Genomic DNA, 12629 nt, shown 5'->3' with positions numbered 1-12629 from the left:
GATCTCGAAGCTGCCTCGCGGCGGCAGGCGCAGGATGTCAGAGCGAGCCCTTGGTCGAAGGAATGCTGCCGGCGGCGCGCGGGTCGAGCTCCAGCGCGGCGCGCAGGGCGCGCGCGAAGGCCTTGAACACCGTCTCGCACTGGTGGTGGGCGTTCTCGCCGCGCAGGTTGTCGATGTGCAGGGTGACGAACGCATGGTTCGCGAAACCCTGGAAGAACTCGTGCGCCAGCTGGCTGTCGAAGTTGCCGATCATGCCGCTCTTGAACGGCACGTTCATGACCAGCCCCGGGCGGCCGGAGAAATCGATGACCACGCGCGACAGGGCCTCGTCCAGCGGGACGTAGGCGTGGCCGTAGCGGCGGATGCCCTTCTTGTCGCCCACCGCCTTGAGCACGGCCTGGCCGAGCGTGATGCCCACGTCTTCCACCGTGTGGTGGCCGTCGATGTGCAGGTCGCCCTCGGCCAGCACGTCCAGGTCGATCAGGCCGTGCCGGGCGATCTGGTCCAGCATGTGGTCGAAGAAGCCAATGCCGGTGGACAGCTTGGCCCGGCCCGTGCCGTCAAGGTCGACGCGCACGGTGATCTTGGTCTCCTGCGTGTTGCGGGTGATTTCGGCGGTACGTGCAGTGCTCATAGGGATGCGTGCAGGGCCTCCAGCATGCGTGCGTTCTCCTCGGCGGTTCCGACCGTCAGGCGCAGGCAATTGGCCAGCAATGGGTGCATTTTAGAAACGTTCTTGACCAGCACGCCGCGCGCCTTCATGCCGTCGAAGGTCCGGGCCGCGTCGGGCACGCGCACCAGGATCATGTTGGCGTCGCTCGGCCAGCTCCGGACGCCGGGCAGCGCGCCCAGCGCCCGCTGGATGCGGCCGCGTTCCTCGCGGATCTGCGCGGCCTGGGCGGCGAACACCGGCTCGTGCTCCAGCGCGAACAGCGCGCATTCGCTGTTGAGCACGCTGATGTTGTAGGGCGGGCGAACCTTGTCGATCTCCCGGACCAGCGCCTTGCGCCCCAGCATGTAGCCGATGCGCACGCCCGCCAGCCCGAACTTGCTCAGGGTGCGCATCAGCAGCACGTGCGGATGCCGCGCCACCCGGTCGATGTAGCTGCGGCTGGAGAACGGCTGGTAGGCCTCGTCGATCACCACCAGCCCGGGCGCCGCCTCGATGATCTTCTCGATCACCGCGTCGTCCCACAGGTTGGCGGTGGGGTTGTTCGGATAGGCGAGGTACACGATGGCGGGCTGGTGCCGCTCGATGGCCGCCAGCATGGCGGCCTCGTCGAGCTCGAAGTCGGGGGTCAGGTCGACCGGGATGAACTTCAGGCCCTGCAGCTGCGCGCTCATGGCGTACATCACGAAACCGGGCAGCGGCGCCAGGATGGCGGCGCCGGGCACGTCGCAGGCCATCGCCAGCAGCGAGATCAGCTCGTCCGAGCCGTTGCCCAGCATCAGGTCGAAGCCCTCGGGCATGGCGGCATGGCGCGCCAGTGCGGCACGCAGCTCGTGGACACGGTCGCCGGGGTAGCGGTTCAGCGCCACTTCGGCCAGCCGCTCGCCCAGTTTCTGCCGCAGCGCCGGCGGCAGCCGGTGCGGGTTCTCCATCGCGTCCAGCTTGATCAGCCCGCGCGAATCCTGGATGGCGTAGGCGTGCATCGACTGCACGTCCTGGCGGATGCGGCTGGCGATGATGCGGTCCAGGTCCCTCGTGGTCATTCGGATTCGGCCCTCAGCCCTTGTAGCGCATCTCGGCGGCGCGCGCATGGGCCTGCAGGCCCTCGCCGTAGGCCAGTTCGGCGGCGATCGGGCCCAGGCTGCGCGCCCCGGCCTCGCTCACCTCGATCAGGCTGCTGCGTTTCTGGAAGTCGTACACGCCCAGGGGCGAGGAGAAGCGCGCCGTGCCGCTGGTGGGCAGCACGTGGTTGGGCCCGGCGCAGTAGTCGCCCAGCGACTCGCTGGTGAAGGAGCCGAGGAAGATGGCGCCCGCGTGCCGCAGCAGCGGCTCCCAGCGCGAAGGCTCACTGCTGGCGATCTCCAGGTGCTCCGGCGCGATGCGGTTGCTGATCTCGCAGGCCTCCTCCATCGAACGGGTGTGGATCAGCGCGCCGCGGCCGGAAAGCGATTTGGCGATGATCTGCGCGCGCGGCATGGCCGGCAGCAGGCGGTCGATCTCGGCCTGCACGCGGCCGATGTAGCCGACGTCGGGGCACAGCAGGATGCTTTGCGCCAGCTCGTCGTGCTCGGCCTGCGAGAACAGGTCCATCGCCACCCAGTCGGGCGGCGTGCTGCCGTCGGCCAGCACCAGGATCTCGCTGGGCCCGGCGATCATGTCGATGCCGACCTGGCCGAACACGCGGCGCTTGGCGCTGGCCACATAGGCGTTGCCCGGGCCGGTGATCTTGTCCACCCGCGGCACGGTCGCGGTGCCATAGGCCAGCGCGCCCACCGCCTGGGCGCCGCCGATGCGGAACACCCGGGTCACGCCCGCCAAGTGCGCCGCCGCCAGCACCAGCAGGTTTTTCTCCCCGCGTGGCGTGGGCACCACCATGATGATCTCGGGCACGCCCGCGACCTGCGCCGGGATCGCGTTCATCAGCACCGAAGAGGGGTAGGCCGCCTTGCCGCCCGGCACGTAGATGCCCACGCGGTCCAGCGGCGTGACCTTCTGGCCCAGCAGCGTCCCATCGGCTTCACGGTAGGACCAGCTCTCGCCCGAAGCCTTCTTCTGCGCCTCGTGGTAGCGGCGCACGCGGGCCGCGGCCTGCTCCAGCGCCGAGCGCTGCGGTGCCGGCAAGGCAGCAAAGGCCGCCTGCAACTCGGAAGCGGGCAGCTCCAGCTCGCCGAGGCTGGCCGCGCCCACGGCATCGAAGCGATTGCTGTATTCGAGCACCGCGTCATCGCCGCGCCGCTTCACGTCGGCCAGGATGCCGGCCACGGTCTGCTCCACGCCGGCGTCGGTTTCCTCCGACCAGTGCAGCCGCGCCTGGAACGCGGCCTCGAAGCCGGCGTCGGCGGTGGACAGTCGCAGGGGGCGGGCGGCGGGCGTCATGCTTTCCTCAGGTGGCGCGGGCGGCGGTGGCCGCGGCGAAAACATCGATCAGGCGGCGGATCGGCTCCTGCTTGAGCTTGAGGGCGGCCTGGTTCACCACCAGCCGGGAACTGATGTCCATGATGCGCTCGACCTCGACCAGCCGGTTGGCCTTGAGCGTGCCGCCGGTGGACACCAGGTCCACGATGGCGTCGGCCAGGCCGGTCAGCGGCGCCAGCTCCATGCTGCCGTACAGCTTGACCATGTCCACGTGCACGCCCTTGGCGGCGAAGAAGTCGCGCGCGATGCTCACGTACTTGGTGGCCACGCGCAGGCGCGAACCCTGGCGCACGGCGCTGGCGTAGTCGAAGTCGTCGCGCACCGCTACGCTGACGCGGCACTTGGCGATCTGCAGGTCCAGCGGCTGGTACAGCCCCGCGCTGCGTGCTGCAGCGCCGCCCCAGCCCGCGCCGTGTTCGATCAGGGTGTCCAGTCCGGTCACGCCCAGGTCCGCGCCGCCGTACTGCACGTAGGTGGGCACGTCGGTGGCGCGCACGATCACCACGCGCAGGTCGGGCTGGCTGGTGGGCAGGATCAGCTTGCGCGAGCGTTCCGGGTCTTCCAGCACCCGGATGCCGGCGGCCTCCAGCAGCGGCAGGGTCTCGTCGAAGATGCGTCCCTTGGACAGCGCGAGCGTAATCATGGGGCCGTCCTCATTTCACGCGGTGAATGTCCGCGCCGATGCCGCGCAGCTTGGCTTCCATCCGGTCGTAGCCGCGGTCCAGGTGGTAGATGCGGTCGACCAGGGTTTCGCCTTCGGCCACCAGGCCGGCCAGCACCAGGCTGGCGGAGGCGCGCAAGTCGGTCGCCATCACGGTGGCGCCGGAGAGTTTGTCGACGCCTTCGATCACCGCCACCTTGCCTTCCACCTGGATCTTCGCGCCCAGGCGCAGCAGCTCGTTGACGTGCATGAAGCGGTTCTCGAAGATGGTCTCGGTCACCGTGGCCGGCCCCTGCGCGACCGCGTTCAGGGCCATGAACTGGGCCTGCATGTCGGTCGGGAAGCCCGGGTATTCGGTGGTGCGGAAACTCTGCGCCGCGAGCCGCCCCCGCGAGCGCACGCGGATGCCGTCGTCGACCGCCGTCACTTCCGCGCCGGCGGCGCGCAATTTATCGATCACCGCCTCCAGATGGTCGACGCGGCCATGCCGCAGCACCACGTCGCCGCCGGTGGCGGCCACCGCGCACAGGAATGTGCCCGCCTCGATGCGATCGGCGACCACCCGGTGCGTGCAGCCATGCAGCTTGTCGACGCCCTGGATCGTGATGCGATGCGTGCCCTGGCCTTCGATGCGCGCGCCCATCTTGATCAGCATCTCGGCCAGGTCGGTGATCTCCGGCTCCTGGGCCGCGTTCTCCAGCACCGTCTCGCCCTCGGCCAGCGCCGCGGCCATCAGGAAATTCTCGGTGCCGGTCACGGTGATCATGTCGGTGCGGATGCTGGCGCCGCGCAGGCGCTCGCGTCCCTTGGGCAGCTTGGCGATGATGTAACCGTGCTCCACCACGATCTCGGCGCCCATGGCCTGCAAGCCCTTGATGTGCTGGTCCACCGGGCGCGAGCCGATCGCGCAGCCGCCGGGCAGCGACACCGTGGCTTCGCCGAAGCGCGCCAGCAGCGGCCCCAGCGCCAGCACCGAGGCCCGCATGGTCTTGACCAACTCATAGGGCGCCTCGGGGAAGTGCAGCGGGGCGGCGTCGACCCGCACCCGGCCGTCGCCCTGCTCCACGCCGACGCCCATGTTGGCGATCAGCTTGACCATGGTGGCCACGTCCTGCAGCCGCGGCACGTTCTCGAGCACGACCGGCTCGTCGGTGAGCAGCGCGGCGCACAGCTCCGGCAGCGCCGCATTCTTGGCGCCGGAAATCCGGACCTCGCCGTGGAGCTCGCGCCCCCCGCGAATCAGTAGCTTGTCCATGTGTCGGTCAGTGGTTTTGCGCGTTCGCCCACTCGGCGGGCGTGAAGGTCTTCATCGAGAGCGCATGTACCTCGTCGGTATGCATTCTCTCACCCAGCGTGGCATAGACCCGCTGGTGGCGCTGGATCAGGCGCTTGCCCTCGAAGGCGGACGAAACAATCAGGGCGTCCCAGTGGCGGCCATCCCCGGCCACTTCGAGGTGATCGCAGGGCAGGCCCGCGCTGATCAGGGCGTGCAGTTCTTCGGCAGTCATCGGGGCAGCGGCGAAGCCGCGTAGAGGGGGATTGTCATCCTCGGATTTTGTAGCCGATGCGAAGCAGATGGACGGCCACGCCGCCGGCGGCCAGCATGGCGCCGCCGACGATGCCCAGGCTCAGCCAGGGCGACACGTCGCTCACGCCGAAGAAGCCGTAGCGGAAGCCGTCGATCATGTAGAAGAAGGGGTTCAGGTGGCTCACCCCCTGCCAGAACTCGGGCAGCGAATGGATGGAATAGAAGACGCCCGACAGGAAGGTCATGGGCATGATGACGAAGTTCTGGAACGCCGCCATCTGGTCGAACTTCTCGGCCCACAGGCCGGCGATCACGCCCAGCGACCCCAGCATGGCCGCGCCCAGCACGGCGAAGACCACGATCCACAGGGGCTGGGCGAACCCGGGCTGGCCGAACAGCGCCGTCACGACGAACACGCCCAAGCCCACCACCAAGCCGCGCGCCACCGACGCGCCCACATAGGCGAAGAACCAGCTCCAGTGCGACAGCGGCGTGAGCAGCAGGAACACCAGGTTGCCGGTGATCTTGCTCTGGATCAGCGAGGATGAGCTGTTGGCGAAGGCGTTCTGCAGCACGCTCATCATCACCAGGCCCGGCACCAGGAAGGCGGTGTAGCTGACCTTGCCGTAGACCTGCACATGGTCCTGCAGCACATGCCCGAAGATCAGCATGTACAGCACCGCCGTCAGCACCGGCGCCGCCACGGTCTGGAAGCTGACCTTCCAGAAGCGCAGCACCTCCTTGTAGAACAGCGTGCTCCAGCCCGTCATCCGGCCACCGCCGCTTTCTCCGCCTTGTCGGACATGACGTCGAGGAACACGTCCTCGAGGTCGGCCTTGCGGATTTCCACGTCTTCCACCCGCAGGCCCGCCTCGCGGATGTGCGCCAGGTGCTCTTCGATCTCGTGCGCATCGTGCGCCGGCAACTGCACGATGCGACCAGTCACGCGCGCCTTCTCGCGCAGCGCCTGCGGCAGGGCGCTGTCCATCTTGAAGCGCAGCACGTTGCTGGAGGCCGCCTTGAGCAGGTCGCTGGTGCGCTCCAGCGCCACCACCCGGCCCGTCTTGAGCATGGCGATGCGCCCGCAGAGGGCTTCGGCTTCTTCCAGGTAATGGGTGGTGAGGAGCACCGTGTGACCTTCGCGGTTCAGTCGCGCGATGAACTGCCACAGGGTCTGGCGCAGCTCGACGTCGACGCCGGCCGTGGGCTCGTCCAGCACGATGACCGGCGGCTTGTGCACCAGCGCCTGTGCCACCAGCACGCGCCGCTTCATGCCGCCCGACAGCTGCCGCATGTTGGCATGGGCCTTGTCGGCCAGGCCGAGGCTTTCCAGCAGCTCGTCGATCCAGGCGTCGTTGTTCTTCACGCCGAAGTAACCCGACTGGATGCGCAGGGCCTCGCGCACGTTGAAGAACGGGTCGAACACCAGCTCCTGCGGCACCACGCCCAGCTGCCGGCGGGCCTGCGCGTAGTCTTTCTGCACGTCGAAGCCGTGCACCGAGGCGCGCCCGGCGCTGGGCCGGGCGAGGCCGGCCAGGATGCTGATCAGGGTGGTCTTGCCCGCGCCATTGGGCCCGAGCAGCCCGAAGAACTCGCCTTCCTCGATGTCGAAGGAGACGCTGTCGAGCGCCTTCAGCGCTCCGCCCCGCGAGGAATAGGTTTTCGAGACGGACTGGAAGCGGATCGCGGGCATGGGCAAGCCGGCGATTTTAGCGAGGGCCCCGGAGCCGGGCGCGCCGGCCGGGCAGCGTCCCTAGGGCGCGGCCGGGAACAGCTCGGCGACGCCATACAGCGTCGCGAGCTCGCGCAGGCGCTGCGGCATGCGCGCGACGGCGAAGGTCTTGCCCGCGGCGAGGGCTTCGCGCCGGCATTCCAGCAGCACCGCCAGCGCCGAGGAATCGAAATCCTTCAGCGCCCCGGCGTCGGCCACCACCACCGGCTCGGCCTGCGAGCGCAGGCCCTGCGCCAGCATCCGGCTGCAGGCCAGGGCCTGTTCATGGGTAAGTTCGGCGGGCAGCACCAGCATCGGCGTCAGCTCTTCTTGCCGGAGTTGCTCTTGTTCTGCGCCTCAAGCGTGGCGATCAGGCCATCGACGCCCTTGCTGTTGATCTGCTCGGCGAACTGGCTGCGGTAGGTCTCCACCAGCCACACGCCCAGCACGTTCAGGTTGTAGATCTTCCAGCCCGAACCCTGCCCCGGCGTCTTCTCGAGCCGGTAGTCCAGCTGGATCGGTTCGCCGCGGCCGCGTATCTCGGTGCGCACCACGACTTCCTTGTCGTCCGGCGAGCCGCGCTGCGGCTTGACGCTGACGGTCTGGTCACGCACCTGCGACAGCGCGCCCGAGTAGGTGCGAACCAGCAGGACCTTGAATTCATCCTGCAGCTTCTTCTTCTGCTCGGGCGTGGCCTGGCGCCAGGCCGGTCCCACCGCTGCCGCGGTCATGCGCTGGAAATCCACGTTCGGCATGATCTTGCCGTCCACCAGCGAAAGGATCCGGCTGGTGTCGCCGCCCTGGATCGCTTTGTCGGCCTTGATCGCGTCGAGCACCTCGTCCGACAGCCGCTTGATCATGGCATCGGGCGACTCGTCGGCAGCCCAGGACAGGGCCGGCAGCGTGGCCGCGCCAAGTCCCAGCGACAGGGCGGTGAGCAATGCAAACACACGTCTTTTCATTCGTTTCCCTTTCAATCGGTATTGAACCTCACCGTTGGAACGCCATCGGTGGGCGGGGTTCCGGTGCGGCTGAGCACGCAGCCGGGCACCTCATCGGGCCGGGGCCGGGGCCGGCGCCGGCTCAGGCGCGGGCGTTGCCGGCGGGGCGGACGGCTCGGACTCCACTTCCGGCTCAGCGCCATCGGATTCCGGCTTCTGCTCCTTGAAGTCGTACACCTCGGCATTGCGCCTCTGCAGGTAGGCCTCGCGCGTGAAGCTGTACTTGTCCAGGGCCGCCTCATCAATCAGGCTACCCAAGCGCAACAGGTTGGCCCGCCGGTCCACGTAGCGTACCCCAAAGAGGATGTTTCGATTGGCCATGCTGGTGGGCACCACCCACACCAGGTCGCCCTGGAAGTCCACCCACAGGGCCAGGCCGTCACGCACGGTCGAGGGCCCGAAGAAAGGCAGCACCACGTAGGGGCCCGCAGGCACGCCCCAACGCCCCAGCGTCTGCCCGAAGTCCTCGCGGTGGCGCTCGATGTTGAGGTCGCTGGCCACATCGAAGATGCCGCCCAGGCCGAAGAAGGTGTTGATGTGGAAGCGGGCGAAGTTCTCCTCCGCATCCTGCAGCCGGAACTGCAGCAGGCTGTTGACGAAGTACCAGGCGTCGTTCATGTTGGAGAACACGTTGGTGACGCCGGTTCGCACCATCGAGGGCACCACCTTCTGGTAGGCGGTCGCCACGGGCTTGAGGAAGGCGGCGTCGACGTCGTCGTTGAACTGCATCACCTTGCGGTTGACGGGTTCCAGCGGGTCGCGCGGGTTCGGCCCCGTCAGGCTCGCGCAGCCGGTGGCCAGCAAGCCGAGTGACAGGATCAGCAGCGCGCGGGCCAGCCATCGCGCGAGCTCAGGATGGAAAAGCTTCATTTCTTCGGCGCGGGGCTCTGGATCTTGGGCGCCGGGGCCGGCGTGGCCGGGCCTTCGGCGGCCTTGCTGTAGAGGAACTGACCGATGAGGTTTTCCAGCACCACCGCCGATTGCGTGGTGGAAATCGTGTCGCCGGCGGCCAGGTTCTTCTCATCGGCGCCCGCCTCGATCCCGATGTACTGCTCGCCCAGCAGGCCGCTGGTCAGGATCTTCAGAGAACTGTCCTTCGGAAACATGTAGCGGCTTTCCAGCGCCAGCGTGACGCGGGCCTGGAAGCTCTTGTCGTCGAGCGCGATGCTCTCCACACGGCCGACCACCACGCCCGCGCTCTTCACCGCGGCGCGCGGCTTGAGGCCGCCGATGTTGTCGAATTTCGCCAGCACCCGATACTCGGGCTGGAAGCTCAGGTTCAGCAGGTTCGCCGACTTGAGGGCGAGGAACAGGATGGCCGCCAGTCCGATGATCACGAACAGGCCCACCCACACATCGTTCTTGGAACGCTCCACGCGCTTCTCCCTAAATGCTAAACATCATCACGGTCAGGATGAAATCCAGGCCGAGCACCGACAGCGACGAGATGACCACCGTGCGCGTCGTGGCCGTGGACACGCCTTCGGGCGTGGGCTGGGCCTTGAACCCCTGCAGCAGGGCGATGAAGGTCACGGCCACGCCGAACACCAGGCTCTTGACGACGCCGTTGCCCACGTCCTTCCACACGTCCACGCCGCCCTGCATCTGGCTCCAGAAGGAGCCGGGATCGACGCCGATCAGCAGCACGCCGACCACATAGCCGCCGAAAACGCCGACGGCGCTGAACACCGCGGCGAGCAGGGGCATGCAGATCACGCCGCCCCAAAACCGGGGCGCCAGCAAGCGGCTCACCGGATCGACGGCCATCATTTCCATCGCCGTGATCTGTTCGCCCGCGCGCATCAGCCCGATCTCCGCCGTGAGCGAGGCACCGGCCCGGCCGGCGAACAGCAGGGCCGTGACCACGGGCCCCAGTTCGCGCACCAGGCTGAGGGCGACCAGCAGGCCCAGGGCCTCCGCCGAACCATAGCGCTGCAGCGTGTAGTAGCCCTGCAGCCCGAGCACGAAGCCGACGAACAGGCCCGACACCGTGATGATCGCCAGCGAGTAGTTGCCCAGGAAATGGATCTGGTCGCGCACCAGGCCGAAGCGGCGCAGGCTGGACCCGGCCAGCATGAACAGGCGCAGCAGCAGCCGTGCGCCATAGCCCCAGTCGGCCAGCTGCGAGCGGGTGCGAAAGCCGATCTCGGCCGGTCGGAACCAGCTCATTGCAGGCCCCCGCTGAAGTCCTGAGCCACGCCGGGCCCGGGATAGTGGAAATGCACCGGCCCCTCGGGCAGGGCGTTGACGAACTGGTGCACGAGCGGGTCCTGCGAGTGACGCACCTCGTCGGGCGTGCCTTGCGCGGCGACCCGGCCGTTGGCCAGCACGATCACCTGGTCGGCGATCCGGAACGTTTCGTCCAGGTCATGCGACACGATGATGCTGGTGATGCCCAGTGTGTCATTCAGCTGGCGGATCAGGCGCGCCGCGGTGCCCAGCGAGATCGGATCCAGTCCGGCGAAGGGTTCGTCGTACATCACGAGTTCCGGATCGAGCGCGATCGCCCGCGCCAGCGCCACGCGACGGCTCATGCCGCCGGATATCTCGGAGGGCATCAGGTCGCGCGCGCCGCGCAAACCCACGGCCTGCAGCTTCATCAGGACGATGTCCCGGATCAGGCCATCGGTCAGCTCGGTCTGCTCGCGCAGCGGAAAGGCGACGTTGTCGAACACGCTCAGGTCGGCGAACAGCGCGCCGAACTGGAACAGCATGCCCATGCGGCGGCGCGCCGCATACAGCTGCTCCTGATCCAGGCGGCCGACGTCCTGGCCTTCGAACAGGAGTTCGCCCCGGCTGGCGCGGATCTGCCCGCCGATCAGGCGCAGCACGGTGGTCTTGCCGCCACCCGAGGCACCCATGATCGCCGTCACCTTGCCGCGCGGCACGGTGAACGAAAGGTCGTCGAGAACGAGGCGCTGCCCGTAGCCAAAGCTCAGGCCGCGGCACTCCACGAGGGTGTCGGACATCCAGGGCAATCTAGTGAAAACCCTGCATCATAAGGCTGACCCGCAAAGTCAGCTGGTAGGCAGGCCCATCGAGGCAATTCGGACAATCCCATAAGAAAATGGTCGTCGATACCGCGGTGACCTGCCGGCTGTCCACTCCGCCAGCCGGGCCGGCTGACGTGCCGCTGGACGCCCAAGGGGCGATTTGCGAGGGCTTAGCGGGGCAGGTCGGAGAACCCCATGAGGAATTCATCCACGGCGCGGGCGGCTTGCCGGCCCTCGCGAATCGCCCACACCACCAGGGACTGCCCGCGCCGGATGTCGCCGGCGGCGAACACCTTGGGGATGCTGGTGGCGTAGCCGCCGATGAAGTCAGTGCTGGCTTTCGCGTTGCCCCGCGCGTCCTTGTCGACGCCGAAGCCTTCCAGGATGGTCGCCACCGGGCTGACGAAGCCCATGGCCAGCAGGACCAGGTCGGCCTTGAGCGTCTGCTCGGAGCCCGCGACCTCGGTCATCTTGCCGTCCTTCCATTCGACGCGCACGGTCTTCAGGCCGGTGACCTTGCCCTTCTCGCCGATGAACTCCTTGGTGGCGATGGCGAACTCGCGCTCGCAGCCTTCCTCGTGGCTGGAGCTGGTGCGCAGCTTGTACGGCCAGTAGGGCCAGGTCAGTTCCTTGTTCTCCTGCTCCGGCGGCTCGGGCATCAGCTCGAACTGGGTGACGCTGGCGGCGCCGTGCCGGTTGCTGGTGCCCACGCAGTCGGAGCCGGTGTCGCCGCCGCCGATCACGATCACGTGCTTGCCGGCCGCGGAGATCTGGCCCTTGATCTTGTCGCCGGCGTTGACGCGGTTCTGCTGCGGCAGGAACTCCATGGCGAAATGGACGCCGTCCAGGTTGCGCCCGGGCACCGGCAGGTCGCGCGACTGCTCGGCGCCGCCGGCCAGCAGCACCGCGTCGAAGTCTTTCTGCAGTTCCTTGGGATCGATGCTTTCCTTGGCCAGGTTGGTGACCTTGGAGCCCTCGGGCAGCTTGCCGATGATCACGCCGGTGCGGAAGTTGACCCCCTCGGCCTTCATCTGCTCGACGCGGCGGTCGATGTGGCCCTTCTCCATCTTGAAGTCGGGAATGCCGTAGCGCAGCAGGCCGCCCAGGCGGTCGTTCTTCTCGAACAGCGTCACCTCGTGGCCGGCGCGCGCCAGTTGCTGGGCCGCCGCCAGGCCCGCCGGCCCGGAGCCCACCACCGCGACCTTCTTGCCGGTCTTGATGCGGGCGGCGCGCGGTTTCACCCAGCCGTTCTCCCAGGCGCGATCGATGATCGCGTGCTCCAGCGACTTGATGCCGACCGGCTCGTCGTTCACGTTCAGCGTGCACGCCTCCTCGCAGGGGGCGGGGCAGATGCGGCCGGTGAACTCGGGGAAGTTGTTGGTGGAGTCCAGCACCGCCCAGGCGTTCTCCCAGTCCTGGCGATACACCAGGTCGTTGAAGTCCGGGATGATGTTGTTGACCGGACAGCCGTTGTTGCAGAACGGGATGCCGCAATCCATGCAGCGGGCGCCCTGTACCTTGGCCTGCTCGTCGGTCAAGGCGAGGATGAATTCCTTGTGGTGCTTCACGCGCTCTTTGATCGGGCGGTAGCCCTCCTCGATGCGCTCGAATTCCATGAAGCCGGTGATCTTGCCCATTGCTGTTCCGTCC

At 67.9% G+C, this 12629-nt stretch carries 15 protein-coding genes; all 15 read right to left on the bottom strand.

Going from position 1 to position 12629, the window contains the following annotated elements; all coding sequences use genetic code 11:
* Positions 1 to 37: 37 nt before the first annotated feature.
* The 15 genes from hisB to UC35_RS14015 all read right to left on the bottom strand — a co-directional run bounded on the left by hisB (position 38) and on the right by UC35_RS14015 (position 12616).
* On the bottom strand, positions 38 to 634 hold the full coding sequence (gene hisB / locus UC35_RS14085; protein WP_061500739.1) for an imidazoleglycerol-phosphate dehydratase HisB: 597 nt from the start codon (positions 632 to 634) through the stop codon (positions 38 to 40).
* Positions 631 to 1713, bottom strand: a complete 1083-nt coding sequence (gene hisC, locus UC35_RS14080; protein ID WP_061500737.1) for a histidinol-phosphate transaminase — start codon at positions 1711 to 1713, stop codon at positions 631 to 633. Before hisC ends, hisB begins: the two co-directional genes overlap by 4 nt.
* Before the next feature lie 13 nt (positions 1714 to 1726).
* Positions 1727 to 3046, bottom strand: a complete 1320-nt coding sequence (gene hisD, locus UC35_RS14075; protein WP_061503837.1) for a histidinol dehydrogenase — start codon at positions 3044 to 3046, stop codon at positions 1727 to 1729.
* A gap of 7 nt (positions 3047 to 3053) precedes the next feature.
* Positions 3054 to 3728 (bottom strand): ATP phosphoribosyltransferase, encoded by a 675-nt coding sequence (hisG, locus tag UC35_RS14070; RefSeq protein ID WP_061500735.1) that lies wholly within the window; start codon positions 3726 to 3728, stop codon positions 3054 to 3056.
* 10 nt (positions 3729 to 3738) lie between these two features.
* Positions 3739 to 5001: a UDP-N-acetylglucosamine 1-carboxyvinyltransferase gene (murA, locus tag UC35_RS14065; RefSeq protein WP_061500733.1), complete on the bottom strand. Its 1263-nt coding sequence runs from the start codon at positions 4999 to 5001 to the stop codon at positions 3739 to 3741.
* A gap of 7 nt (positions 5002 to 5008) precedes the next feature.
* A complete protein-coding gene (locus UC35_RS14060; protein ID WP_061500730.1) occupies positions 5009 to 5254 on the bottom strand; it encodes a BolA family protein in 246 nt (81 codons plus the stop codon).
* A 34-nt stretch (positions 5255 to 5288) separates the two neighbouring features.
* The gene (locus tag UC35_RS14055) at positions 5289 to 6044 is read right to left on the bottom strand and encodes an ABC transporter permease (RefSeq protein ID WP_061500728.1); all 756 of its coding nucleotides are present in this window, start codon (positions 6042 to 6044) and stop codon (positions 5289 to 5291) included.
* On the bottom strand, positions 6041 to 6967 hold the full coding sequence (locus UC35_RS14050) for an ABC transporter ATP-binding protein (RefSeq protein ID WP_061500727.1): 927 nt from the start codon (positions 6965 to 6967) through the stop codon (positions 6041 to 6043). The genes UC35_RS14055 and UC35_RS14050 overlap by 4 nt, the downstream gene beginning before the upstream one ends.
* A 60-nt stretch (positions 6968 to 7027) precedes the next feature.
* Positions 7028 to 7300, bottom strand: coding sequence for a lipid asymmetry maintenance protein MlaB (locus tag UC35_RS14045; RefSeq protein ID WP_061500723.1), 273 nt, complete (start codon positions 7298 to 7300; stop codon positions 7028 to 7030).
* Positions 7301 to 7305: 5 nt separating this feature from the next.
* Positions 7306 to 7947, bottom strand: a complete 642-nt coding sequence (locus tag UC35_RS14040) for a phospholipid-binding protein MlaC (RefSeq protein WP_061500722.1) — start codon at positions 7945 to 7947, stop codon at positions 7306 to 7308.
* A 90-nt stretch (positions 7948 to 8037) separates the two neighbouring features.
* Positions 8038 to 8856, bottom strand: coding sequence for a VacJ family lipoprotein (locus UC35_RS14035; RefSeq protein ID WP_082793201.1), 819 nt, complete (start codon positions 8854 to 8856; stop codon positions 8038 to 8040).
* Positions 8853 to 9362 (bottom strand): outer membrane lipid asymmetry maintenance protein MlaD, encoded by a 510-nt coding sequence (mlaD, locus tag UC35_RS14030; RefSeq protein ID WP_061500720.1) that lies wholly within the window; start codon positions 9360 to 9362, stop codon positions 8853 to 8855. Before mlaD ends, UC35_RS14035 begins: the two co-directional genes overlap by 4 nt.
* 10 nt (positions 9363 to 9372) lie before the next feature.
* Positions 9373 to 10155, bottom strand: a complete 783-nt coding sequence (gene mlaE / locus UC35_RS14025; protein ID WP_061500717.1) for a lipid asymmetry maintenance ABC transporter permease subunit MlaE — start codon at positions 10153 to 10155, stop codon at positions 9373 to 9375.
* The gene (locus UC35_RS14020; RefSeq protein WP_061500714.1) at positions 10152 to 10955 is read right to left on the bottom strand and encodes an ABC transporter ATP-binding protein; all 804 of its coding nucleotides are present in this window, start codon (positions 10953 to 10955) and stop codon (positions 10152 to 10154) included. Before UC35_RS14020 ends, mlaE begins: the two co-directional genes overlap by 4 nt.
* 194 nt (positions 10956 to 11149) lie before the next feature.
* Positions 11150 to 12616 carry a glutamate synthase subunit beta gene (locus UC35_RS14015; RefSeq protein WP_061500712.1) on the bottom strand — a complete coding sequence of 489 codons (1467 nt, stop codon included), beginning with the start codon at positions 12614 to 12616 and terminating at the stop codon, positions 11150 to 11152.
* Positions 12617 to 12629 lie beyond the last annotated feature (13 nt).

The sequence above is a fragment of the Ramlibacter tataouinensis genome, assembly GCF_001580455.1.
GTDB classification, from domain to species: Bacteria; Pseudomonadota; Gammaproteobacteria; order Burkholderiales; family Burkholderiaceae_C; genus Ramlibacter; species Ramlibacter tataouinensis_B.
This window is presented reverse-complemented; position numbering and strand designations above follow the sequence as displayed.